The organism is Vibrio sp. DNB22_10_4, from assembly GCF_052879755.1.
This window is the reverse complement of sequence record NZ_JBNNXW010000012.1, coordinates 1-25,297: the sequence shown is the minus strand read 5'-3', so window position 1 is coordinate 25,297 and position 25,297 is coordinate 1. Positions and strand designations below refer to the sequence as shown.

The window sequence follows — 25,297 nt, the reverse complement described above, 5'->3', positions numbered from 1 at the left end:
CAAGATGAAAATACTCGCGATTATTCCTGCTCGAGGTGGCAGTAAGCGCTTACCGGGAAAAAATATAAAGCGCCTACACGGTAAACCTCTAATCCAGTGGAGTATCGACTCGGCTCAAGGGGTTAAAGATATTGCTCGTGTTATTGTCTCAACCGATTGTCCTGAAATTGCGAATATTGCTGTAAAATCTGGTTCGGAAGTGCCATTTATGAGGCCGGAAGAACTGTCCACTGACACTAGTTCTAGTACGGATGTTATCAAGCATGCGCTTGAGTTCTATAGGAGTCAAGGAGAGCACTTTGATTACGTTATGTTACTACAGCCCACGTCACCTATTCGCAATACTAACCATATACAAGGCGCGATTGAGCTTCTGAAGGATAAACAAGCTGATGCGGTTGTCTCGGTTTGTGAGTGTGATCATTCCCCTCTTTGGTCAAATACTTTGCCTAGTGACTTGTCGATGGAGAGCTTTATTCGACCAGAGCTAAAAAATACACGCAGCCAAGATCTCCCTGATTATTTTCGTCTCAATGGTGCTATATACCTAACAAAGGTTTCTCGTTTCTTTGAAGAAAATTCTTTATTCCTACCATCTAATATCTATGCCTATGTAATGAATGGAGAAAGCTCCGTCGATATTGATCATGAGTTGGACTTTTTGTTAGCGGAAACGATTTTGAAATATAAGGAAAGTTATGAATAACGTGTTAATTGTCGGTGCTGGTCAACTCGGTAGTCGACATTTGCAAGGGGCTTTAGCCAGTAAGAATGTTTTGACAGTGACCGTCGTTGACCCGTCAGAGGATTCTCTCAACCTAGCTCGCGAACGTGCTGGCCAAATCGAACTAGGCAATAGCCAAAGTCAAGTCACTTATCAAACAGAGCTACCTGCTGAACAATCTTTCGATGTGTGTATTATTGCTACTTCTGCGCAGGTTCGTGCAGACGTAACGAGGTCTCTATTATCAGTAAATTCAATAGCCAATATTATCTTTGAGAAGGTGCTCTTCCAAAAGCTAGAGGATTATGCTGCTATTGAGGAACTATTGGAGCAATGCAAGGCGACAGGCTGGGTTAATTGTCCGAGAAGAATGTATCCTACTTATACTGAACTCAAGAAAACACTAGCAAGCAATGAACCTATTCATATGACGGTATCCGGCCATGCTTGGGGAATGGCATGTAATAGTATTCATTTTCTAGATTTGTTTGCCTACCTAACAGGCGAGCCAGAGTTAAAGTTAATGACCTCACAACTTGATGAAAAACTGATTGAGAGTAAACGTGCGGGGTTTTATGAAGTTACTGGCCAGATAGAGTTCTGTGCTGGAGAGCATACTATTAGTATTCAAAGCGGGAAAGAAGCGACATTTTCTTTTGAGCTGGTCGTAAAACAAGGTTTGCACAAACATGTGGTTAATGAGGTCGGAGGAAAGTGGGATCATATAACGCCTGACAATACGGTATCGCATCCCCATTTACCGTTATACCAAAGTCAATTAACCGCACCAAGTATTGACGCCTTGCTTGAAAGCAACCAGTGCACGTTAACACCATATAAAGAGTCGAGTGTTATTCACACACCTTTTATTGCAGCGATGCTGCAGCATATGTCCGGGATGCTCAAACGCGATCTCGATATTTGTCCAATTACATAAGGCTTTATAATGATATTAATGATAGGTGCCGGACCGATGGCGCAAGAGTACGCAAAGGTGTTGAATGGCTTAGCGTGTCGCTTCGATGTTGTAGGGAGAAGTGAAGCATCTGCTGCTGTTTTCCAAGAAGCGACAGGTGTTACCCCTTTTGTTGGCGGACTTAGCAAGTTTTGCGAATTAGAAGATCTTAAGCAATATAAGTTTGCTATCGTTACCACCGGTGTCGAGCAAATAGCGATGACAACTGTTGCGTTGATTGATCATGGTTTAAAGAATATTTTGGTTGAGAAGCCAGGCGGGCTTGATGCTCAAGATATCTCTGAGCTTGCTGGTTATGCCCAAAGCCATAGCAGCAGTGTGTATGTGGCTTACAACCGAAGGTTCTACTCTTCTCTACTTGCTGCGAAAAGTATCATTGAGGAAGACGGAGGGGTTCAGAGTTTTAATTTTGAACTCACAGAATGGGGTCATATTATCTCTGAATTAGAGAAAGCTGAAGGCGTAAAAGAGAATTGGTTCTTTGCAAATACGACTCATGTCACTGATATGGCTTTCTATCTTGGCGGCTTCCCAAAAAAACTTAGCTGTTTCTCCAACGGCGGAGAGGAATGGCACTCGCGTTCATATAATTTTTCGGGTGCAGGAGTTTCAGAAACTGGTGCATTGTTCGCTTATCATGGGAACTGGGGTGCTCCAGGCCGCTGGAGTGTAGAGGTATTGACCTCTGAGCATAGGCTGATATTCCGACCAATGGAGAAGCTTCAAATACAGAGGTTAGGTAGTGTAGCGATAGAGCCTGTCGAAATTGATGATCCGTTGGATAGTCAATATAAACCTGGCTTGTACAGGCAGGTTAAAGCTTTCCTCAATGGTGAAACGAGTAGTTTGTGTACGCTCTCAGATCAAAAGAAGCATATTGAACTTTATAGTCGAATGGCAGGCTATACTTCATAGATTTAGCTCATAAAATGAAAAATCCTAAACCTAAGGCGCTGATCATCACCGATTCGCTAGGTCTCCCTCGAACTACTCCTGAGAGAGTCACCGGCGAACAATCTTGGCCCTACTTACTTGCGAACCATTGTGACTGTGTCGATTACTACTTCTATTGTCGCCCAGGGTTACATAGTCAGGCTCTCGTAAACGAATTAGACGTTACACTAGGGGCGTTTGAGCCTGATATCATCATTGTCCAATTAGGAATTGTTGACTGCACTCCAAGAGCTCTGACGTTGATGGAGCTTTCGGTAGTGAGCCGTATCCCTATTGTGAATAAGCTAGTAAAAAAAATGGTCGCTAAATATCGAAGAGAGCTGTTGAATCTGAGATTGAAGCAGTATGTGAATATCGAACAATTTAGAGCTAACTTAAATAGAGTTAGGCAGGCATTTCCTTCAAGTAAGATACTCGCGCTGCCTATCCTTGCTAATGTCGAACATGCTGAACTTAGGACACCTAATTTGAGTCGAGAAATTGTGGCATACAATAACGTTATAGACGATGTTTTTGAACTTATTTCTGTGAATGATATTGGTAGTGATAGCTTCATGACAGATCACTATCATTTAAGCATCTCTGGTAACCAATCATTATTTGAAGTTGTAATGAATAAGATTGAGAAATATGCCCGTAGTTAAAGACGCCGTTATATACTTATCCGGCGAGATAGTCACAAAAGCGCTACCTTTTATTATTATTCCATACCTAAGCAGAAGTTTAGGGCCAGAAGGGATGGGGGAGTTGTCTTACTTCTTAGCTATGATTGCTGTAATGCAAACTATAGTCTCCTCTAGCTTTGGAAACGCTATTATGCGTTTTTATTATACTAAAGGTAATCATGCTGTAGGTCTTTTAATTCAGTCTAGTATCTTACATTCGATATTGGTGTCGGTAATTGTTTTTTGTGTTCTCGTCAGTTTTATTAACTTTGAACAGGCAGTGCTAATCTCTGCAACTTCTTTTCTCAGTGGTTTATTGCTGACTCTAGTTACTGTATTTCAATGCCAAAAAAAGCCTAAAGCCTATGTTCTTGTCCAAGCTATATCTAGCTTGGCAATTACTTTGTTGACAATATTGTTTTTTGAAGTCTTCTCCAAAACCGTAGACTTTAGGATCTATTCAATATTGATTGGTAATCTTGCGGCTATTTTTTTTGTGGCTTATCTATTAGTCACGAGTGTACGATTTAAACTCCCAACTCTTAGAAGTCTATCTTCAGCTTGGAAGTACATGTTTATATTAGGTCTTCCGCTGCTATTTCATCAGTTATTTGGTGTGGCGAAAGTTCATTTTGAGCGATTGATTATCTATGACTTGTACAGTGAAGCTGAGTTAGGGGTGTATTTTTCATCTTGGCAGCTAGCGTTTGTCTTTCAAGTAGTACTGCTCGCGGTAAATAAGGCCGTCACACCTTATGTTTTTGAATTCCTCAATCGCAATAAATTGAGTAACTCCCAATTGGTAGTTTGGGGTTGGTGGCTACTTATACCGAGTATAGTTATTGCACTTCCTGTGTTTTTTGTTCCTGATGAAGTGTATACATGGGTGCTGGGCACGGGATTTGGCAGCGCAGAAAGGTACTTCCCACCGTTTGTACTTTCAATGATGATAATGATACCTTATTACGTAGTTGGGACTTTAATGATGTATCATGGTGATAACACTCGACTTACCGCCTTTACTCTGATCAGCAGTTTACTTCATGTTGTCTTGGTGTTTTATTTTGCACAGATGTCTATTAGCTATCTCTCTTGGGTCTCTGTTGCTTCTAATGGCTTTTTGTCTGTTAGCCTTCTTACTTATGGCTATTTTTATTATGTTAAATCTTAACTAGCTTAAAAGCATTATTTTTGGAGTGTGTGTGTTAAAAAGACGAGTTGAAGATTTTCTGTTTGGTACTTATAGTTTACTTCAAAGAAGCAAGCTACCAAGAGTGAATGGTGAGATTAACTTAATCGCTACTGGTGATAGTGTTAATGACTATATTGAATCACTAAGCCAAGTTAATGTTGGCTGTAACTGGCTATTGAAAAAATATGGGGATAGAATTCAATGTCAGTACTACCTACTATCAGATCCTAGTTTCTTTAATGATGAAAATATCGACTATGTCTTAAAGGTTATCGAGAAAGTTGATTTGCTTTTTATTCCGTTTCAAAGCTTTATTAAGAGAAGAGAGTTGTGGCCACACAGAAGTAAGCTTTATCTTTTGAATTTCAACAGTACATATGTAAATGTGGAGGAAGAGTTTACTTACTCCCTAGGGTCGAGAATACATTGTGCTAATACCGTTGTCTTGGAGTTTGGTATCCCAGTCACATATGCTTTGACGGACTCTTTTATTAATGTCTATGGCTTTGATCTCAAGTACAACAAAGAGCTGGATGTTGCTAGCGAGGATTGGCGAAGTCGTTGGACAAAGGACGTTTTGACATCATTTTCACTCATTCCAAAAGAGGTGTTAAAACAGTTTCGTTTTAAAGGCATTTTCAAGCCAAGTGATTTGAAATAATAAATCGTAATTATACAGCTTTGACTAGCTATCAGCTAATGTTCGAAGTGCCTAATTAAAATTAGATGTAAAGGTTAATAATGACTAAGCCTCGAGTGATATTTTTGTCAGAAATAGATTGGGACTTTCTTTGGCAAAGGCATCAAATATTTGCCACAGAGTACTCTAAAAATGGACATGTCACCACGTACTTTAATAAGTTTGGAATGCGTTTGCCGAAGGTGTCAGAGCTTCCATATGTTATCAATCGTGTTCTACAAGTCTTGTTTTCTCGAAAAGATAAACCTGTAGTCGATGACACGAGTGATGCTCTAGAAGTAGTTGGTGCTCTTTTTATACCTGAACAGATTCTTGGTTCTAGTTGGCTCAACAAACACGTTCTCATCCCAAGGTTCTTTAAAAAGTACACAGGACCTAATGAGCAGGTAATTGTACATCTTTACCAGCCAACGTTTCTTACGAGAGACATATTGTCGTATCTTCGCGCTCGCTGCGCCAAGGTAAAAGTGGTTTATGATTGTGTTCAAAACTACGACCATCACCCAGCAAGCACAGAAGAGACTATTCTTTTGGAAAAAGAGCTGTTAACGACAGTTGACGTTTCAATAGCCGATTCCGAATTTTTGTATCAAAAGAATCGGCAAACTCGTGCTGATACTATACAAGTCCCTCCTGGTGTCGACTTTGATTACTTTCACACCTGTTATAGAGGTGATGAGTGGCAAGAATCAAAAAAACTCTATTTTTATGGGCATCTTCGCCAAGATAATGATATTGATTTAATTAATAATTTGTCCAATGCTCCGGGTACTACGATGACGGTTCTTGGTAAGGTGGATGATAGTGTTGTAGGTAAAATATCGAGTAATGTTCGTGTTCTTCCGCCCGTCGCGTACGGTGAACTGTGTAGTCATCTAGTCGAAGCTGATGTACTGGTCTTGCCTTACGTGGTCAATGAGTTTACTAATGGTATTGTGCCAGCCAAGTTTATGGAGTGTTTGGCTACTGGAAAGCCTGTCATTGCAACTAAGTTACCGGCATTTGATTCATATAGACATGTCTTAACGGTTGTAGATTCTTCTGGAGAGTATGAAGAACTAAACCATGATGTAGAAGCGCAATTAAACTTAGCCCGAAACGCGAGCTGGCAGTCTCGATTCAATTCTTTTTATCAACCACTTATAGAAGAGAAGTAAAGTGAAAATTCATATTACTGGTGTCAATGGTTTTATCGGTAGTTGGTACAAGCGTTCCACCGCACATAACATCGTCGAAGTGTCTCGTAATACACTGTTTTCTAATCACCGAGCTTCTACTGAACACGGTGCTAACAATGATGTGCTAGTTAATTTTGCTTTTGATCCTCGTTATCAAGACAATTTCAAAATTATTGAAGCTTGCTTCGATTATGCAGTCGCAAATGGCATCAGTAAGTTGGTTTTTTTAGGCTCTATCGTAGAGTATGACAGAATCAATAACCAAACCGTTAATGAAGATACTGCACCCTCACCATCACGCGATATTTATACTCAAGAAAAACTGGCAGTGTCCCACCTAATTGAGACCCTAGCGAGTAAACATCCTAAAATCGATGTGGCTATTATTCAGCCGACAGTAGTGTTGGGTGGCGGTAGCTGGGGGCAGTTTATTCAACGTTGCTTAGCACACTCAAAAGTAATTTTGCCTGCTGAGAATAGAGCTTGTAACTATGTGCACATTAGTTATCTATGCGAAGTTCTTGATAAGTTACTGCAATGTGAAAGTTTCGGCGGTCAACAGGTAAATCGATTCATCGTCACGCAAGCTCCAGAAAAAACGTGGGAACAGGTCCTATCGGACTATGGAGCGAAGTATGAGCACAATGACGGTTGTCTAAATCGATATCACCGCAACGGGAAAATCAACTTTGTATTTAAAGCTTGGAATGAAACGCCATTAGGTGGCATTTTCAATAAGTTACTAAAGGTTCTCTTTTCGATTAAGAAGGGTGGCGGTGGTGGTTCTGGCGGTGAGCCCGCGCCTTCTGCGGATCCTATGTATGTCAACGGGTCTGCTCGTGCAGAGATGATGTTAGAGTCTCGAGTCGAAACAACAAAACTATCCACACTTGTTTCTGGTGTAGATGTGCCAGAGTCCCAAGTCAGTGATAAACAGTCAAAGCCAACTGTGATTGTTATTGGTTCAGGTATTGCTGGCAATGTATTGGCAAACAACCTTGTAGAGACACATCGCGTCATTATGTTAGATAAGGGGCCTAGAAGAGGCTTTGCTTATGACCATCAGCGTGAGGAGTCGCTTTCTTCTGTTCCTACTTATTGCTATGGCAAGGGAGGAACAAGTCATCTTTGGCATAATGGCTTGATTGCGTTTGAGCGCTCTAACATTAGTGATCCCGAAATGCTGAAGCTTTTAGCTAGAACTGAGCCTTACCTGGACAAGGCTGCAAGGGCGCTTGGTTACGATGAATCGCATGATCTACATTCTGAGAAACAGCGAGCACTGTCCTCTTCAGAGCTACCTGACTTAGATGCAATATATTATCCAAATCATCGACGAGTTATTAAGCTTGATAGTCGTGTTGAGTTTTATGGCCTTGTGCGCAATCTTGAATCTATTCAATCAGATAATGGCTCTGTTGAGCGCATCAAATTTGATTCAGAAGGCACAAAGTTTGAACTAGAAGCAGACCGCGTCGTTATCGCTGCGGGGGGGCTGGGTACTAACGAAGTGATTGATTCGCTTAAGCTGCCGGTGCAGACGTCGACAAGTTTTATCGATCACCCGATGGGCTTTATTGGAAAGATTAAAGTAAAGCCGGAATATAGAGACGCTTTCGCAAGACTTTGTACCGCTCCTTTGAAGCACGGATATTTTAAATCGGGCTTTACGACCAAGGTTGGCGAACATAGCGCTATCTTCTATGTTGGTTCTGCATTTTCAATGAAAAATGATCTCTCTCTTTATCGCTACAAGTCTAAGCTGGGTGCATCGTCAGGGCTAAATCGGATTAAACAAATGTTCAGTTTGAAGATGTTTGATCCAGATGTGGTGGCTGTGATCCTTAATCACCTCTTTGGTTGGCAGTTAAGTAAATCAACCTATACATTGATGGCTGTTTTTGAGCAAAGAGAGTCGACCAATGTCGTTACAGACAAAAAAGCAAGTCTACTTATCTCTGAGAATGAGCTCGATGTGTTTAGGCAGCATTTAGCTCAAGTTGCAGAAAAGCTAGGCCCGTACACCGAGTCTGTAAACGTCGAGAGAAAGCTAACCGCCCCTTGGCTTTGGTCGGCAGCTCATTTCTCGGGCAGTTTACGAGAGAGTCTCTCTACATTGGACGGAGCGCTTTCGCTGCCAAATATTCGAAATGTTCACATTTGTTCGCCTTCTGTATTTAGTGAGCATAGCTACACTAATACGGGTGTAGAAATCGCTGCGCTGTCACTTTACCTTGCAGATGAAATTAAGAATGAGTTGTAACGAAAGTAAGCATCGAAATGATAGAGGAGATGGTTTTTCGGTGCTGATGTCCTTGTATCACAAAGAGTCTCCTCTTTACTTGGATGAATGTTTTGAAAGTCTCTTCAATCAGACGCTACCTGCTACAGAAATTGTCTTGGTTATTGATGGCCCGATTGACGATGCTCTTGAGGATGTTGTAACTAAGTGGAAGAATAAGCTTCCGCTTAATGTGTACCCGCTAAAAGAAAATGTAGGACTTGGGCGTGCGCTTAACTACGGTTTAGAACAATGCCAATATGACATGGTTGCGCGTATGGATACGGATGATTTGTGTGTGTCTACTCGATTTGCTCAGCAAGTGTCAATTATGAAGGAGTTGCCAGAGCTTGCTATTTTGGGCTCTGCGATAAGAGAGGTTGAAGCTGAGTCATTGGAGACTATTAGTCACCGTCGGGTTCCTCTCTCAATGTCGCATATTCGCTCAGCAGTGCCAAAGAAGAACCCCTTTAACCATATGACGGTGATTTACAGTAAACGTGTAATCCAAAGTGTTGGGGGCTACAAGCATCTACCCTTCATGGAGGACTGGTATCTATGGTCTAGAGTTATTGCGAATGGTTATAATGGTATGAATGTTGATGACTGTTTAGTAGATGCTCGCACTGGTCGAGAGATGATTCTTCGTCGAGCTGGGTGGATATATATCAAAAGTGAGTGGGAAATGACGGTAAACAAAGTGAAACTTGGTCTTGTCGGTTGGATTCCAGCACTGCTTATCTTCGTTCAGCGTGCGACACCTAGAGTTATGCCAAAATTAATTTTGTCACTTATCTATCGTTTTAGCCGGAGGTAGAGTGAAAGTTTTACTAACCGGAGCGACGGGATTTATCGGTCGTGAACTTGTTGCTCAAGAAAAGTTGGACTTTCGCTATGTCGTGCGTTCACCTCAGTCGAGTATGCAAGGCGCCATTGTTGCGAATTTGAGCTCAGAAACAAACTGGTTACCACATCTAAAGGGGTGTGAGGCGATCATCCATTTAGCGGGAGTGGCTCACAACAAAGCCAGCGATATAGACGAGTTTTACGAGGTCAATAGAGACGGAACGATTAAACTTGCCCGTGACGCCGCACTTGCTGGGGTTAAGCGTTTTGTATTTGTTAGCTCCATTGGCGTTAATGGTTTAGCTACGACAGGTGTCCCACTGAGTCCAAACTCTGAGTGTAATCCGCACAACGACTATGCTCGTTCAAAGTATGAAGCTGAGCAAGCTCTGTTTGAGATAGCAAAGGAAACCAGCCTAGAAGTGGTTATTGTCAGACCAACGTTAGTCTATGGCGCTGAGGCTCCGGGTAATTTTAACTTGTTAAAATCCTTGGTGGTAAAACTCCCGATTTTGCCGTTTGGTTGTGCAACAAATCAGCGCGACTTTATTTCGGTGTATAACCTGGCAGACTTATTAGCGTTCTGTGTCACCAATGACAAAGTTGCGAACCAGATAATTTTGGCGACTGAGAGTGAAACGGTATCAACACGTCAATTTACAGACGCTATCGCTAAAGGGTTGAATAAGAAAGTACTGCAACTGCCTATACCAGTGTCGTTATTTCGTTTGTTAGGGAAGCTAACGGGTAAGTCTGCAATGATAGAGCAGCTTTTCGGTGATATGCAGGTTGATGCGTCGTCTTTGACATCAACTCTTGGATGGCATGCGCCGTGGTCAATGGCACAGAGTATGGCCAAACTTAATGAGATTAGAGAATGATTCGACTTTTAGACTTCTTAATTGCTTTTATTGGACTGGCTTTACTTTGGCCGGTGTTACTTATTGTGACCATAATAGGTTTGTTTGATACGGGCTCTCCTGTTTTTGTTCAGGAGCGAGTAGGCCGCAACAAAAGACCATTCAATCTCATCAAGTTTCGAACTATGTCCGTGGATACTGAGTCGGTAGCGAGCCACCTAGCCAGTCGCAGCTCAATCACTAAACTTGGGGCATTCTTAAGAAAGACGAAGTTGGATGAACTCCCTCAGCTTATTAATGTTCTCAAGGGGGATATGAGTCTTGTTGGGCCACGCCCTAACTTGTTTAACCAAACTGAGCTTATCGAAGTGCGAGAACGTTTGGGTATTTATGAGGTGCTCCCTGGTGTTACGGGTCTGGCACAGATTAATCACATAGACATGTCGACACCTGAAAAACTAGCTAAGACTGACAAAGAAATGATTGATACACTTACAGTGTCGCTTTATTTCCGCTATATAATTGCTACCGCAACTGGTAAAGGTGCTGGTGATCGCGTTTCAAAGTAGTCAGTGCTTTTGTGAAATAACGAGTGTTGTTTGCAAAACAATTAGTGCGTTGTGCATCGTAATAAAGAGGTAATTTGGTGCTTTCTCTCTCTCCTATCTGGGCAATGCCTCGACCATTAAAGCGTGTGGTGAGCATTCTTGTAGATGTTATGTTTATTGCGGCTGCCTTTTGGGGCGCTTATTATTCTCGAATGGGCTCTCTAGAGCGCTATTGGGGGCATGAAGAGTATTGGTCTTTGCTCGGCATTGTCATTGTCGTGACGATTCTGACGTTTGCTTATACTGGTTTATATCGCGCTATCCTTCGATATCTTAGTATGCAGGCTATTGTGACAATTGGCACGGGAGCACTAATTTCCTCTCTGACAATCGTTTTGGTTTCTTACTACTTACAGCTGCACTTACCTCGTTCGGTTCCGGTTATTTATGCCACATTTATGATGACCCTTTGTGGTGGTTCGCGATTATTGGTGCGTTATTTGGTTGCCAACTTACTTAGTGGCGATAGAGTCCCGGTGTTGATTTATGGTGCTGGTAGTGCTGGTCGTCAGCTACACAATTTGGTTTCGCAAGCAGGCGAGTATCGAGTAGTTGCCTTTATTGATGACAATCGGGCCATGCACAAAACCATGATCCATGGTGTCACGGTATATCGACGTAAATACCTGCCTAAGTTGATTAAAAAAGGGCAGGTAGAGAAGGTGCTGTTGGCTATGCCAGCTGCGAGCCGAAGTGATAGAAAATCGGTGGTCGAGCATTTGTCCGCCTTTCCAGTGGAAGTGCTAACCATTCCTAATCTGTCTGACATTGTCAGTGGCGAGTTTCAGCTGGACCAACTTAAAGAAGTAGCTATTGATGATCTTCTTGGGCGCGATGCAGTTGCACCGGATCAGGCTTTGCTAGAAAAAAACATCAAAGACAAAACCGTTATGGTAACGGGTGCTGGTGGCTCTATCGGCTCTGAGCTTTGCAGGCAGATCATCAAGTATCATCCTCGTCGACTCGTGTGTTTTGAAGCCTCTGAGTTTTCCTTGTACAGCATTGATAGAGAGCTGCGACAATTAGCTCAAGGCATTGAGATTGTGCCTATCATGGGTAATGTCCAAAACCAACAGAGACTGGCTAATACCATGTCTGGTTTCGGTGTCGACACCGTTTACCATGCTGCCGCATACAAACATGTACCGCTGGTTGAATACAACGTAGCTGAAGGCATTCAGAATAATGTATTCGGTACCTATCGAGCTGCGTGTGCTGCGGTTGAGGCGGGCGTTTCTTCGTTTGTGCTGATTTCGACGGATAAAGCGGTACGCCCAACTAATGTAATGGGAACAACGAAACGTCTTGCTGAACTTGGTTTACAGGCGCTTGCTAAAGGCTACCAGAAGGATCATCAAACCCTGTTTTCTATGGTGCGCTTTGGGAATGTGCTGGGCTCTTCAGGTTCGGTCATTCCGCTTTTCAAGGCACAGATTGCCAAAGGCGGCCCGGTGACGGTCACGCATAAAGACATTATTCGTTACTTCATGACCATTCCAGAGGCCGCGCAGTTGGTAATTCAAGCGGGCGCGATGGCAAAAGGCGGCGATGTATTTGTGCTCGATATGGGGGAGCCAGTACGTATTTCTGATTTGGCGAAAAACCTCATCCACCTGTCGGGGCTGGAAGTGAAAGATGATCACAACCCAGAGGGTGACATTGAGATTTTGTACACTGGCCTAAGGCCAGGTGAAAAGCTGTTTGAAGAACTTCTTATTGGCGATAGTGTGTCAAAAACATCTCATGATCGCATCTTGACCGCCCAAGAAGTCTCAATGGAGCAAGCTGAATACAATCAGTTACTTGACGATTTGCAGCAAGCGGCACAAGATTATGATCAACAAGCGTTGCGACAGCTCATGTTACAAGCGCCAACTGGCTTTGTGCCTACTGATGGCATTGGTGACTTAGTTTGGGCTCAATCTAACGCCAACAAATCACAAACAAATTAAAAGACAGAACTATGAAAATTGCAGTTGCTGGAACGGGCTATGTAGGCCTATCGAATGCGATGCTTCTGGCTCAGAATCATGAGGTAGTCGCGGTCGATATTAATGCAGAAAAAGTAGAGATGCTATGTAATGGGCAATCGCCGATTGTCGATAGCGAAATTGAAGCGTTTCTAAAGCGTGATGATCTCAACTTTACTGCAACGCTGGATAAAGAGTTGGCGTATCGCGGTGCGAACTACGTGATAGTTGCTACGCCGACAGATTATGACCCGCAGACCAACTATTTCAATACAGGCTCTGTTGAGTCGGTCATTAAAGATGTTATTGCGGTGAATCCTGACGCGGTGATCGTCATCAAATCAACCATTCCAGTGGGCTACACGGTTCGCGTTCGTGAAGAACTTGGTACAGAGAACGTGTTCTTCTCACCAGAGTTTTTGCGTGAAGGCAGTGCTCTGTATGACAACCTTAACCCATCTCGAATCATTATTGGTGAGCGCAGTGAGCGTGCCAAGGTGTTTGGTGATTTGCTGATAGAGGGCGCGCAGAAACAAAACATCGACGTACTGTATACCGACTCAACCGAAGCGGAAGCGGTGAAGCTGTTCTCTAACACCTATCTAGCGATGCGTGTGGCGTATTTTAACGAGTTAGACTCTTATGCTGAAGCCTTGGGTCTGGATACGCGTCAAATCATTGGAGGTGTGGCTCTAGACCCTCGTATCGGTGGTCACTACTGCAACCCATCGTTTGGCTATGGCGGTTACTGCCTACCAAAAGACACTAAGCAGCTTCTGGCGAACTATCAAGAAGTGCCGAATAACATCATCGGTGCCATCGTGGATGCGAACCGCACTCGCAAGGACTTTATTGCAGAGTCGATTATGAAACGCAACCCGAAGGTTGTCGGTGTGTATCGTTTGATCATGAAATCTGGCTCGGATAACTTCCGCGCATCGAGCATTCAGGGCATCATGAAGCGTTTGAAAGCCAAGGGTATTGAGGTCATTGTGTATGAACCTGTACTCAAAGAAGAGCACTTCTTCCATTCGCGCGTTATCCAGGATGTGGATGCCTTTAAACAAGAAGCTGACTTGATTATCTCTAACCGCATGTTGCCTGAGTTAGAAGATGTCGCGGACAAGGTTTACACTCGCGATTTGTTTGGTAACGACTAAATTCGTTATTGAATAAAATGATAGATATAGAAACGGGAGCAGTGATGCTCCCGTTTTTTGTTCGTGTCTTTTTTACCGTGGTGATTGAATCACTCTTCGGTTTCTTGAGTCTCTTCGTCCTCAAAACTCACATCAAGTGGCTCTTGAGACAAGATGATCCCTGTGTTGTCGGCATACACATAATCTTCTGGCAAGAAAGTCACGCCGCCAAAGTTGACCGGCACATCCACTTCCCCGACATCTGATTGCGCGGCACCAACAGGAATAGAGGCCAGCGCTTGAATGCCCAAATTCATGTCTTCAAGCTCGTCGACTTCACGAATGCAGCCGTAGACAATAATGCCTTCCCATTCGTTGTCCTCTGCCAATTGAGCGATCTCCGCATCAATAAGGGCTTTTCGCAGTGAGCCCCCGCCATCAATCAACAATATGCGACCGACGCCATCTTGCTCCAAAATGTCGCGGATCACACCGTTATCTTCAAAGCATTTTACTGAGGTCACTTGACCTGCAAATGAGGCTCTGCCGCCAAAATTGCTAAACATTGGCTCGACAACATCTACTTGATCTAGGTAGATATCACATAGGGCTGAAGTACTGTATTCCATGGCGGCTCTTCTATGCAGTTTTCAAAAGGGATAAATCGAGTATATCGGTTGAATAGGTCAATGCAATGACAAGGCTCAATTAAGTGATCAGAGTTTGAGCTATAACCACACCAGAAAACAAGATGTTGGTGACTAGTGAGCACTTAACCACAATAGGCATCATCGGGGCGATTTGTGCAGGCTGTGTGGTTTGCCATACCGCGGTACCATGTTTGATGACCACCACCAAGCTCAGTACAAAAGGCAGACTTATCCAAAGCGGTGATTGCTGCACCGACAAATATATCGCAAATGCGCTCACTGCAACGGCGAGTAAGGCAAAGTGATACAACTTGGCCTTGCGCTCACCAAGACGCACCGCAACGGTACGTTTGCCGCAAGCGCTGTCGTTTTCGATGTCGCGCATGTTGTTGACGTTGAGTACTGCAACAGCGAGCAAGCCACAACCAAACGCTGGCAAAAATAGCAGCGTGTCTAAGTGGCCGGTATGAAGGAAATAGGTACCAGACACGCCAAGCAAACCAAAGAAGATAAACACTGAAATGTCACCAAGTCCTACATAGCCATAAGGTTTATTGCCAACGGTGTAGGCGATAGCGGCGGCGATAGCGAGTACGCCAAGGCCGATAAAGGCGAGGATGTTTTGCAGCGATTCAAGGGCGTGTAGTACCAAGAACAAACCAGAAGCGACAGTCAACACCACATTCAGAATGATGGCTTTTTTCATTTCTAGCTGCGTGACTTCTCCGGACTGAATGGCGCGCATCGGGCCTAGCCTGTTTTCATTGTCGGTGCCTTTTACTGCATCGCCATAGTCATTAGCAAGGTTGGATAGGATTTGCAGCAAAGTTGCCGTCAGCAGCGCGAGCAGCGCCACACTCCATGACATCTCGCCTTTGGAAAATGCGAGGGCACTGCCGGTGATGATAGAAACCAGTGCCAGTGGCAATGTTTTAGGTCTTGCGGCATCGAGCCAAATGCGAAAAGAAGAAGTCATGATTACGCTACGAATTAACTGTTTTAAGTAAGTATACGGCAAAATGGGAAGTGGCTAAACACACAGGGGATTTATGGTCTTAGTATGGGATTAGTATGATATTGGGGGATGTGTGAAGTGCGCTGAAATTCTTCACGGTTAAGCGGTATAGCATGTGGCGTCTGGCTAGGGGAAAACAAGAGATAACATAATGAACCCAAACAAAACGAAAAAGCCGTGCGTCTACATCGCTGCATCGAAAGGGCGTGGCGTGGTCTATATCGGTGTCACATCTAACCTTTCTGAGCGAATTTGGAAACACAAACATGGCGTGACCGAAGGTATCGTAAAGAAATACAACGTCAATCAACTGGTTCACTACGAATGGTTTGAAACGATGGAAGAGGCTGCGTCAAGAGAGCTGCAATTGCGCCATTGGGATCGGGCTTGGAAGAATGAGTTGGTGACCAGTAGTAACCCTTATTGGAAGGATTTAAGTCACGAATTGTGGTGATGTTAAAGGTTCGTCATTCCTGTGCAGACAGGAATCTTCTAGAGGCTTGGTGCGTGCTTTGAGTAGACCCCTGCCTGCGCAGGGGTGACGGTAACTTTGAGTGCGGTGATGTTAAGGGCTCGTCATTCCTGTGTAGACAGGAATCTGTTTGAGGCTTGGTGCTTGCTTTGAATAGACCCCTGCCTGCGCAGGGGTGACGATAATTTTAGGGGTGACGGTAATTTTAGGGATGACGATAATTTGAGCGCACTCTTTAAAGAATAAAGCGACTCAAATCTTCATCTTCAACAAACTCACCCAGCTTCGACTTCACATAGCCAGAGTCAATCACGAGCTTCGAACCCGGTTTGTCAGTCGCTTCAAATGAAATCTCATCCATTAGGCGCTCCATTACAGTATGAAGGCGACGCGCACCGATGTTCTCGGTAGTTTCGTTCACTGTCCACGCAGCGTCCGCGATTTGTTGGATGCCGTCGGTGGTGAATTCAACATCGACTTCTTCCGTCTTCATCAGCGCGATGTATTGCTCTGTCAGTGATGCTTTTGGTTCGGTTAGGATGCGTTTAAAGTCATCGCTGCTTAGGGCTTCTAGCTCAACTCGAATTGGTAGGCGGCCTTGTAGTTCAGGGATAAGATCCGATGGCTTCGCTACTTGGAACGCACCAGAGGTAATAAACAGGATGTGGTCTGTTTTTACCATGCCATGCTTGGTTGAGACGGTGCTGCCTTCAATCAGTGGCAGAAGATCGCGCTGTACGCCTTCGCGTGATACATCAGGACCCGATGCTTCACCACGCTTACAGATTTTATCGATCTCATCGATAAACACGATGCCGTTGTTTTCAACGTTGTAGATCGCTTGCTCTTTGAGTTCTTCTTGATTAACCAGCTTAGCCGCTTCTTCTTCTATAAGGGCTTTGAAAGCATCTTTGATTTTTAGTTTGCGCTTCTTCTTGGTGTCACCGCCAAGGTTCTGGAACATGCTTTGCAGCTGATTCGTCATCTCTTCCATACCAGGAGGTGACATGATTTCTACGCCCATTTGAGGCGCTGCTGTTTCGATGTCGATCTCTTTGTCATCAAGTTTGCCTTCGCGCAGTTTCTTACGGAAGATTTGACGAGTATTGGAAGAAGCGTCGTCAGTAGGCTGCTCGTTTTGACCCCAAGCATCACGTGCTGGTGGAAGCAGAGCGTCAAGAATGCGCTCTTCCGCTTGCTCTTCAGCGCGGAATTTCACTTTTTCCATCGCTTGCTGGTGGGTCATCTTGATCGCAACGTCTGTCAGATCACGGATGATGGTTTCTACTTCTTTACCTACGTATCCCACCTCTGTGAACTTGGTGGCTTCTACCTTGATGAACGGAGCATTAGCAAGTTTCGCTAAGCGGCGTGCGATCTCGGTTTTACCCACACCCGTAGGACCGATCATTAAGATGTTCTTTGGTGAAACTTCTACACGTAAGCTCTCTTCGAGCTGCATGCGGCGCCAGCGGTTTCGCAGCGCGATAGCAACAGAGCGCTTAGCTTTGTCTTGGCCAATGATATGGCGGTTTAACTCATGAACAATCTCGCGAGGAGTCATCTCAGACATAATTAATTCCTTACAAAACTTCTGGCACCATTGTGTGCCAGTTGGAAATTAGACTCATGACCTAGTTAGTGTCAGTGTCATGCTTAAAAGCACGTCATTCCTGTGCAGACAGGAATCTACTCAAGGCTTGGTGCGTGCTAACAGTAGATCCCCACCTACGCGGGGATGACGCACTTTGTTAGCAGCCTGAGACATTTATTTACCGAGGCGACCTTACTTGCTTTCTGTCGCGTCGCTTTCTAGTTCTTCAATAGTGTGGTGATGGTTGGTGAACACACAAATATCGCCAGCAATCTTAAGTGCTTTCTCTGCGATCTCGCGTGCATCTAATTCTGTGTTCTCAAGCAGTGCCGTCGCTGCCGCTTGAGCAAAGTTACCACCAGAGCCAATCGCAATGAGGTCATTCTCTGGCTGAACCACATCACCGTTGCCTGTGATAATCAGTGAAGCGGTTTCATCCGCTACTGCCAATAGCGCTTCTAGTTTGCGAAGTGCACGGTCGCTACGCCAGTCTTTCGCAAGCTCAACCGCCGCTTTGGTTAGGTGGCCTTGGTGCATTTGCAGCTTGCTTTCAAAACGCTCAAACAGAGTAAACGCGTCAGCCGTACCGCCAGCAAAACCTGCGAGTACTTGGTTGTTGTAGAGTCTACGAACCTTACGGGCATTGCCTTTCATTACGGTGTTGCCCAGGGATACTTGTCCATCACCCGCGATCACGACTTTGTTGTTACGACGTACAGATACAATGGTAGTCACGACGTTTGCCTCTTATTGGTTTTAATTTGGTTATGGAATGGATATGTGGACGCGAGGAATGGAATTCAAGGGGAAGAGCTTTTCGGGAATGTAAACGAAATCAGCCCCTGTTATGAGAGGCTGACTATTGGTTGTTTTTTGTTGGCGAGCTTCAGAGCTTACTGCGCTTCTTTCCAAATAGCGCAAGGCTCAATTTTAGCGCGCTGTAGCTTGTGCTTTTCGCGCTCGGCATCGCGTTTAAGCTTGTAAGGACCCAGTACGACTCTAAACCAGCTGCTGTTTTCTTTCTTGCGAATTTGGCTTGAGATGCCTTGGAAGGCAATGTCCAACTTACGAGCTTCTGCCTGTGCTAGCGTTTTGTACGCGCCGCACTGCATGATGTAAGGGATCTTAGAAACCACTTGCTCTTTGGCTTTTACCTCAACCTCACGCTTTGGCAAGGTTTCCACATAGTCCCACTTTTCTTCAGGTGGCGGTGGGATTGGTTTCGCCGGCTTTGGTTTCGACTTAGGTGCTGGTTTGGTGATCACAGGAGCGGGCTTGGCTGGCTCAGGGTCGTTACTTAGTAGGTACAACCCGTAACCAAACCCACTGGCGAGCAAAATCGCTAGCAAGCCACTGCGCCAGGGTTTCTTACCGGAAGTTCTCTTTTTTGCAGGGCGACGGCTGGTGCCTTTGCCCCGTCTTACATAGTCTCGGTTTGCCACTTAGATTGGTTCTGATTGAAATAACTCACTGACCTCATGGTAAATACCGCGAGGTCAAGTTGCAAGTCAGTATCGTGCCAACTACAAGATTCTTGGAGGAGCCGCACTGTCGCGGATCACAAGTTCGGTATCCAATAAGCGAGAGCCTGCGCGAACGTCTGCGCCTTTGAGTACTTCAAGCATCATATACATCGCTTGGCGACCAATCTCATATCGTGGCTGAGAGACGGTGGTTAGCGGTGGATCGCAGTATTGAGCAAATTGAATGTCATCAAAGCCCACTACAGATAAGTCTTGGGGAACTCGTAGACCTAGCTTCTTCGCTTCCTGCATTGCGCCAATCGCCATCACATCGTTGTGACAGAATATTGCGGTTGGTGGTTCAGGTAGAGCAAGTAGAGTACGAACCAATCGCGCGCCAGCTTCAAACGTAAAGTCACCTTTAACCGTGTAAGCTGGATTCATCGGCAGGCCAGCTCGGCGCAGCGCTTGTTGGTAGCCCTGCTGTCTAAAGCGGCACAGGAATGCGGTGTCAGGACCGGCGATTTGTGCGATGCGCTTATGGCCTAAATTCGAAAGGTAGTTAACCGCCTCAAACGCTGAGGTGAGGTTATCAATGTGAACTGTTGGGAGCTCAAGCTCTGGTGCAAATTCACATGCCATGACTATCGGTGGTAAGTTTTTTTGCTCAGGCTTACTGATATCAAACGGCAGGTCAGTACCGAGTAGCAGCATACCGTCGGCCTGTTTAGTAAACACGAGATTTACAAAAGAGGTTTCACGTTTTTTCGACTGACCACTATCACCCAGTAACACGAGGTAACCATGTTCCATTGCGGCATCTTCAATACCACGAATGATCTCGGAAAAATACGGGTCGCAAATGTCGGGAACAATCGTCACTATGGTTTTGGATTCATTTCTGCGAAGATTGCGTGCGAGTGAATTGGGAGAATATCCAGCTTCCAAAACAGCATCTTCAACACGTTTACGCGTAGAAGATGACACTTTTTCTGGGTTCATCAAAGCTCTCGAAACCGTAGCCGTTGAGACGCCTGCAAGCTGGGCAACATCCTTCATTGTCGCCATAAACGTGTGTCCTCTCTCTGTATGTCTGAACCAATAGGGAAGGTCTATTATTTATTGTTATCTTTCCCTGTAGGTTATTCCTGTGTTAAATGATTAATTTATCTAGTAAATAGATTTATAAGATCTATTTTTACAATCATGAACCAATACTAAATATTATTCATTTCTCGAATGAAAGTTACGGCCTGATTAACAGATTTTGCAAAATAATTGTGAAGCATATCACAACTAACACCGCTTATGGTTTTGTCATTAACCATTTTGCTTGGTGTTTTAGGTTAACAATGGGTATCTAGCTGAGGTCTTGCGGCTCTACATCCAGTGACCAGCGCACTTTTTTTGCCAAAGGCAATTGAGCAATGACAGGTTTGGCCGCGCTGATGATCTTCTGCATTTGTGGGCGACTCGGTACTTGCAGCACCAGTTGCCATCGCGCTTTTCCTGCGCGTTTCGCTATGGGCGCAGGGGTTGGGCCCAGTACCATGCAAGCGTTATCAAAGAGTGGATGAGCTTCCAATGAGTAACGTACCTGCCTTAGGAAGTTCTCGACTTCATTGCTGTTGTTGGCTTCGGCGCGAACCAAAGTCAAAAAACTAAATGGCGGCAACTTGGCTAGCTTACGCTCGTCAATGACTGTTTCGGCAAAGTGGCGATAGTTTTTATGCAGCAAGCTTTGCAGCAATGGATGTTCTGGGTGGTGAGTTTGTAGCAGTACTTCACCTGGCTTACTGGCACGACCTGCGCGACCAGCGACTTGGATGAAGAGCTGGGCGAGCCTTTCTGAGGCTCTAAAGTCACTGCTATACAGTGAACCATCGACATCCAACAGCGCCACAAGCGTTACATTGGGGAAGTGGTGCCCCTTGGCGAGCATTTGGGTACCAATCAATATTTGATATTCATTCTTCTTGATAGCGTCCAATGCGGCTTCTAGGCTGCCTTTGCGCCTAGTGCTATCGCGGTCGATACGAATGGTATTGTATTCGGGAAATAAGCTCTCAAGCTGAGCCTCTAACTGCTCAGTCCCCACGCCTACAGTGACCAGTTGATGCGATCCACAGCCCTCACACTGATGCACAATCGGGCGCTGCGAGCCACAGTGGTGGCAGCGAATTTCATTGCTTGATTGGTGATAGGTGTAGTACGCATCGCATCGGTGACACTCTGCGGTCCAGCCACATTCGTGACACATTAGGGCTGGGCTAAACCCTCGTCGGTTCAAGAACAACATGACTTGGTTGCCCGCCTCTAAATGGCGGCGTAGCTCAGCGATAAGTGGTGCCGAGAGTCCAGCTTCGAGAAACTGACCTTTGACATCAATCACCTTGTTTGTGGTCGGAACGGCGAGTCCTGCGCGCTGACTGAGGATCAAATGATGGTACTTTCCAGCGAGTGCGTTTTGCAGCGTTTCGATACATGGCGTTGCGGATCCTAAGATGATTGGGATCTGCTCTTTGTTAGCGCGCATCACAGCCACATCGCGAGCATGATAACGAAGACTATCTTGTTGTTTGTAGGACGTGTCGTGCTCTTCATCGACAATAATGATGCCGAGATCGGCAAACGGTGTCAGCAGCGCCGAGCGGGTGCCAATAACAATGCCAGCGACCTTATCGCGTGCACTTAACCAAGCATTTAGGCGCTCGGTGTCATTGAGCCCGGAGTGGATGACTTCAATCGGCACATTAAAGCGTTTGCGAAAGCGGTTGATAGTCTGTGGCGTGAGACCAATTTCCGGCACGAGAACCAAAGCTTGCTTGCCACGCTCTAACACGGGCTTAATCATCTGCAGGTAGACTTCGGTTTTGCCTGAACCGGTGACCCCTTCAAGCAGATAGCAGCCAAACTCGTTCTGGCTATTGACCGAAGCAATAGCCACGGCTTGTTCGGCATTTAAGCGAAGATCAAGCGGATCGTTACAGATCGCCTCAGGCCAAGTGGTGGACTTTGTCTGTTTCTCGATTGATGCGATCCAGCCTTTTTCCGTCAGTGTTTTAAGCACACTTGTACTCACATCACTATCGACAAAAGTTTGATGCGAGCACGGACCTGATTCGAGCATGCTCATGACTTTGGCTTGCTTGACTGCGCGACCGAAACCAGAGATGAGCTGATTTTTCCCCGACTCTGTGATGTGCCATTCAACAGTCGCTGCAAACTCTGCGGCCTTCCCTTTGCGTAGTGCTGCGGGTAGGGCATTACTTAACGTGTCCCCAAGCGGATATTGGTAATAAAGGCTACACCATGAGATAAGCTCGAACAGCGGTTTAGACCAGACAGGTGAGCTGTCGAGTGCCGCTTTTATTGGCTTAAGTTTTTCTATCGGGAATTCAGATTCGTGGCTGAACGCGATCACAATACCGACCAGGGTCTTTGGTCCAAAAGGGACAGACACACGTCCGCCGACCACAGGAAATAGGTGGGCTGGAACTAGGTAGTCAAACTGTTTGTCGAGTGGTACGGGTAAAGCCACGCGAGCGACATTTGGGCGCATAATGAGGTCGGTATTGATAAAGAAGAGGTCTATTCTAACGGTATAGGCTGCCTTGTATAGACTGTGGAATCAATTTATCGGCGCAGACTCACCGAAGGTGGCGAAAAAAGTCGCAATTTTAGTTGATTCCCTTGGCACTATTCTTTACTATACTGCGCCTTGATGGCATGGCTTCTTGCTTTCTTATTGGAATGCAAAGCGATGGTATCGACTATCTATTAACTACGTGTGGTGTCCGGCTTAGAATCGGATGGCGACACGGCCTAAATTATTGAGGTTTCCCATGAAAGCTGGTATCCACCCAGAATACAAAGCTGTAACAGCAACTTGCTCTTGCGGCAACACATTCGAATTCAACTCTACTCTAGGTAAAGATTCTATCCACCTAGACGTATGTGACAAGTGCCACCCATTCTACACTGGTAAGCAACGTATCGTTGATACTGGCGGCCGTGTTGATCGCTTTAACAAGCGTTTCGGTGCTCTATCTAGCAAGAAGTAATTATTACTTTTGCAGATTAAAAAAGGACGCTTCGGCGTCCTTTTTGCATTTCTGAGGCGACAGTTTCGTCCATTTTGTGTGTCAATCTTAGTTCAGTGATTTTGGCACTCACTTCCAATTTTTTCCTGCTTTCATTTCGTCCATCCATTCAAAACCGTGATGAAGTCGCGTAGTATTGTTTTTGTAAAGTATAACTTTGCCAGAGTATTGAACATCTGAGATACCTCCTCTCCGTTCAAATGTACCCACTCTGTGTATGTAACCCTTTAGAAGCAAAGCTAATAAAAATTAACGGGTTTATACTCATAAAAAACAATACCATTCAGTCTCAAAAATGCAGGATCGCTAACCATGTCCGATGATCATCAAATCGACGAATTTCGCCAACAAGCGCTTGATTACCATGCCAACCCCGTCCCTGGAAAAATTGAAATAGCGTTAACTAAACCCGCTAACTCTGCTGCCGACCTAGCATTGGCCTATAGCCCAGGTGTGGCTGAGCCAGTACGTGAAATCGCGCAAAATGCTGAGAACGTTTATAAGTACACCGCAAAGGGCAATATGGTTGCGGTGATCTCTAACGGCACCGCTATTTTAGGTCTTGGTAACCTAGGGCCAATGGCCTCTAAACCCGTAATGGAAGGCAAAGCCCTGCTGTTTAAGCGTTTTGCTGGTTTGGACTCTATTGATATCGAAGTCAAACACCGCACGATCGATGAGTTCGTCGACACGGTTGCCAACATCTCAGATACGTTTGGCGGTATTAACCTAGAAGATATTAAAGCGCCTGACTGTTTCGAAATTGAGCGTCGCCTAATTGAGCGTTGTGATGTGCCTGTATTCCACGATGACCAACACGGTACTGCGATTGTTACCGCAGCAGGTATGCTCAATGCGATTGAGCTGCAGGGTAAAGATCTTAAGGAAGCGACGATTGTCTGCTTAGGTGCTGGTGCTGCGGCGATCGCTTGCATGGAGCTTTTGATCAAATGCGGTGCAATGCGTGAGAAGATCTACATGCTGGATCGCAAAGGTGTGATCCACACGCGTCGTGATGATCTTAACGAGTATAAAGAGCTGTTTGCCAATAACACCGACAAGCGCACGCTAGAAGATGTAATTGAAGGTGCGGATTTATTCCTTGGTGTATCGGGTCCTGATTTGCTGCCACCAGAAGCACTTAAGCTGATGGCGGACAAGCCAATTGTGTTTGCTTGTTCAAACCCTGATCCAGAAATTAAACCGGAGCTTGCACACCTGGTTCGTGATGACCTGATTATGGGTACGGGTCGTTCAGACTATCCAAACCAAGTTAACAACGTGCTGTGTTTCCCGTTTATCTTCCGTGGCGCGCTAGATGTGCGTGCGAGTGAGATTAATGATGAGATGAAACTGGCTGCGGTAGATGCGATTCGTGAGCTAGCGAAAGAGCCGGTACCACAAGACGTACTCGATGCTGCAGGCGTTGAATCGTTAACGTTTGGTAAAGACTACATCATTCCAAAACCGATGGATCCGCGTTTGTTACCTCGCGTAGCTAAAGCGGTCGCGAAAGCGGCCGTGGAGTCGGGTGTGGCGCGCATTGAGTTGCCTGATAGCTATATGGCTTAAGGTTGTGGCGAACACGAAACGTATTTAATGAAAGAGGGTCTAGATGACCCTCTTTTTTATTGGGCGGTCATGGCATCACACACTGTAATATTTTTAACGTGATATGCCCACCACTCCCGTCATTCCTGCGCAGGCAGGAATCTTCCTGAGGCTTGGTGCGCGCTATGAGTAGACCCCTGCCTACGCAGGCGCGCGGCTAGTGGGGTGACGATAGCTTTGGGATGACGATAATTTTGATCGTGGTGACTCTATAGCGTGCGTCATTCCTGCGCAGGCAGGAATCTTCCTGAGGCTTGGTGCGCGCTATGAGTAGACCCCTGCCTACGCAGGCGCGC

23 protein-coding genes are annotated in these 25,297 nt (G+C 45.2%); 16 read left to right on the top strand and 7 right to left on the bottom strand.

Annotation, left to right across the window (positions count from 1 at the left end):
* Positions 1–4 precede the first annotated feature (4 nt).
* The 13 genes from ACVA6Q_RS19985 to ACVA6Q_RS19925 all read left to right on the top strand — a co-directional run bounded on the left by ACVA6Q_RS19985 (position 5) and on the right by ACVA6Q_RS19925 (position 14,114).
* On the top strand, positions 5–706 hold the full coding sequence (locus ACVA6Q_RS19985; RefSeq protein WP_446648695.1) for an acylneuraminate cytidylyltransferase family protein: 702 nt from the start codon (positions 5–7) through the stop codon (positions 704–706).
* Positions 699–1,661, top strand: a complete 963-nt coding sequence (locus ACVA6Q_RS19980; protein ID WP_446648694.1) for a Gfo/Idh/MocA family oxidoreductase — start codon at positions 699–701, stop codon at positions 1,659–1,661. Before ACVA6Q_RS19985 ends, ACVA6Q_RS19980 begins: the two co-directional genes overlap by 8 nt.
* A gap of 9 nt (positions 1,662–1,670) precedes the next feature.
* The gene (locus tag ACVA6Q_RS19975) at positions 1,671–2,615 is read left to right on the top strand and encodes a Gfo/Idh/MocA family oxidoreductase (protein WP_446648693.1); all 945 of its coding nucleotides are present in this window, start codon (positions 1,671–1,673) and stop codon (positions 2,613–2,615) included.
* 14 nt (positions 2,616–2,629) lie between these two features.
* On the top strand, positions 2,630–3,298 hold the full coding sequence (locus tag ACVA6Q_RS19970; RefSeq protein WP_446648692.1) for an SGNH/GDSL hydrolase family protein: 669 nt from the start codon (positions 2,630–2,632) through the stop codon (positions 3,296–3,298).
* Positions 3,285–4,490 carry an oligosaccharide flippase family protein gene (locus tag ACVA6Q_RS19965; RefSeq protein ID WP_446648691.1) on the top strand — a complete coding sequence of 402 codons (1,206 nt, stop codon included), beginning with the start codon at positions 3,285–3,287 and terminating at the stop codon, positions 4,488–4,490. The genes ACVA6Q_RS19970 and ACVA6Q_RS19965 overlap by 14 nt, the downstream gene beginning before the upstream one ends.
* A gap of 31 nt (positions 4,491–4,521) precedes the next feature.
* Positions 4,522–5,172, top strand: coding sequence for a hypothetical protein (locus ACVA6Q_RS19960; RefSeq protein ID WP_446648690.1), 651 nt, complete (start codon positions 4,522–4,524; stop codon positions 5,170–5,172).
* An 80-nt stretch (positions 5,173–5,252) separates the two neighbouring features.
* Complete coding sequence (locus tag ACVA6Q_RS19955; RefSeq protein WP_446648689.1) at positions 5,253–6,368, top strand: hypothetical protein; 1,116 nt, start codon at positions 5,253–5,255, stop codon at positions 6,366–6,368.
* 1 nt (position 6,369) lies between these two features.
* Complete coding sequence (locus tag ACVA6Q_RS19950) at positions 6,370–8,652, top strand: NAD-dependent epimerase/dehydratase family protein (protein ID WP_446648688.1); 2,283 nt, start codon at positions 6,370–6,372, stop codon at positions 8,650–8,652.
* Positions 8,642–9,487 (top strand): glycosyltransferase, encoded by an 846-nt coding sequence (locus ACVA6Q_RS19945; protein ID WP_446648687.1) that lies wholly within the window; start codon positions 8,642–8,644, stop codon positions 9,485–9,487. The genes ACVA6Q_RS19950 and ACVA6Q_RS19945 overlap by 11 nt, the downstream gene beginning before the upstream one ends.
* Before the next feature lies 1 nt (position 9,488).
* Positions 9,489–10,397 (top strand): NAD-dependent epimerase/dehydratase family protein, encoded by a 909-nt coding sequence (locus tag ACVA6Q_RS19940; RefSeq protein ID WP_446648686.1) that lies wholly within the window; start codon positions 9,489–9,491, stop codon positions 10,395–10,397.
* Positions 10,394–10,945: a sugar transferase gene (locus tag ACVA6Q_RS19935; RefSeq protein WP_446648685.1), complete on the top strand. Its 552-nt coding sequence runs from the start codon at positions 10,394–10,396 to the stop codon at positions 10,943–10,945. The genes ACVA6Q_RS19940 and ACVA6Q_RS19935 overlap by 4 nt, the downstream gene beginning before the upstream one ends.
* Before the next feature lie 77 nt (positions 10,946–11,022).
* Positions 11,023–12,936, top strand: a complete 1,914-nt coding sequence (locus ACVA6Q_RS19930) for a polysaccharide biosynthesis protein (RefSeq protein WP_446648684.1) — start codon at positions 11,023–11,025, stop codon at positions 12,934–12,936.
* Between the two features lie 11 nt (positions 12,937–12,947).
* Complete coding sequence (locus ACVA6Q_RS19925; protein ID WP_446648683.1) at positions 12,948–14,114, top strand: nucleotide sugar dehydrogenase; 1,167 nt, start codon at positions 12,948–12,950, stop codon at positions 14,112–14,114.
* 89 nt (positions 14,115–14,203) lie between these two features.
* Here the strand turns inward: ACVA6Q_RS19925 and rraA are convergent, their stop codons facing one another.
* Entirely contained in the window at positions 14,204–14,722 is a 519-nt protein-coding gene (gene rraA, locus ACVA6Q_RS19920; RefSeq protein WP_446648682.1) for a ribonuclease E activity regulator RraA, read from the bottom strand.
* Positions 14,723–14,801: 79 nt separating this feature from the next.
* Positions 14,802–15,719 (bottom strand): 1,4-dihydroxy-2-naphthoate polyprenyltransferase, encoded by a 918-nt coding sequence (locus ACVA6Q_RS19915; protein ID WP_446648681.1) that lies wholly within the window; start codon positions 15,717–15,719, stop codon positions 14,802–14,804.
* A 190-nt stretch (positions 15,720–15,909) separates the two neighbouring features.
* Here ACVA6Q_RS19915 and ACVA6Q_RS19910 point away from each other — a divergent pair, with 190 nt between their 5' ends.
* Positions 15,910–16,212: a GIY-YIG nuclease family protein gene (locus ACVA6Q_RS19910; protein WP_446648680.1), complete on the top strand. Its 303-nt coding sequence runs from the start codon at positions 15,910–15,912 to the stop codon at positions 16,210–16,212.
* 253 nt (positions 16,213–16,465) lie between these two features.
* Here the strand turns inward: ACVA6Q_RS19910 and hslU are convergent, their stop codons facing one another.
* From hslU to priA, 5 genes are all read right to left on the bottom strand, one after another.
* Positions 16,466–17,803: an HslU--HslV peptidase ATPase subunit gene (hslU, locus tag ACVA6Q_RS19905; protein ID WP_446648679.1), complete on the bottom strand. Its 1,338-nt coding sequence runs from the start codon at positions 17,801–17,803 to the stop codon at positions 16,466–16,468.
* Between the two features lie 213 nt (positions 17,804–18,016).
* A complete protein-coding gene (gene hslV / locus ACVA6Q_RS19900) occupies positions 18,017–18,559 on the bottom strand; it encodes an ATP-dependent protease subunit HslV (protein ID WP_446648678.1) in 543 nt (180 codons plus the stop codon).
* A 158-nt stretch (positions 18,560–18,717) separates the two neighbouring features.
* Positions 18,718–19,266, bottom strand: a complete 549-nt coding sequence (locus ACVA6Q_RS19895) for an SPOR domain-containing protein (RefSeq protein ID WP_446648677.1) — start codon at positions 19,264–19,266, stop codon at positions 18,718–18,720.
* An 81-nt stretch (positions 19,267–19,347) separates the two neighbouring features.
* Positions 19,348–20,355 carry a DNA-binding transcriptional regulator CytR gene (cytR, locus tag ACVA6Q_RS19890; protein ID WP_112461353.1) on the bottom strand — a complete coding sequence of 336 codons (1,008 nt, stop codon included), beginning with the start codon at positions 20,353–20,355 and terminating at the stop codon, positions 19,348–19,350.
* A 292-nt stretch (positions 20,356–20,647) separates the two neighbouring features.
* Positions 20,648–22,849, bottom strand: a complete 2,202-nt coding sequence (priA, locus tag ACVA6Q_RS19885; RefSeq protein ID WP_446648676.1) for a primosomal protein N' — start codon at positions 22,847–22,849, stop codon at positions 20,648–20,650.
* Positions 22,850–23,132: 283 nt separating this feature from the next.
* Here priA and rpmE point away from each other — a divergent pair, with 283 nt between their 5' ends.
* Entirely contained in the window at positions 23,133–23,351 is a 219-nt protein-coding gene (gene rpmE, locus ACVA6Q_RS19880; protein WP_006071169.1) for a 50S ribosomal protein L31, read from the top strand.
* A gap of 351 nt (positions 23,352–23,702) precedes the next feature.
* Positions 23,703–24,962, top strand: a complete 1,260-nt coding sequence (locus ACVA6Q_RS19875; protein WP_446648675.1) for a malic enzyme-like NAD(P)-binding protein — start codon at positions 23,703–23,705, stop codon at positions 24,960–24,962.
* Positions 24,963–25,297: the final 335 nt, after the last annotated feature.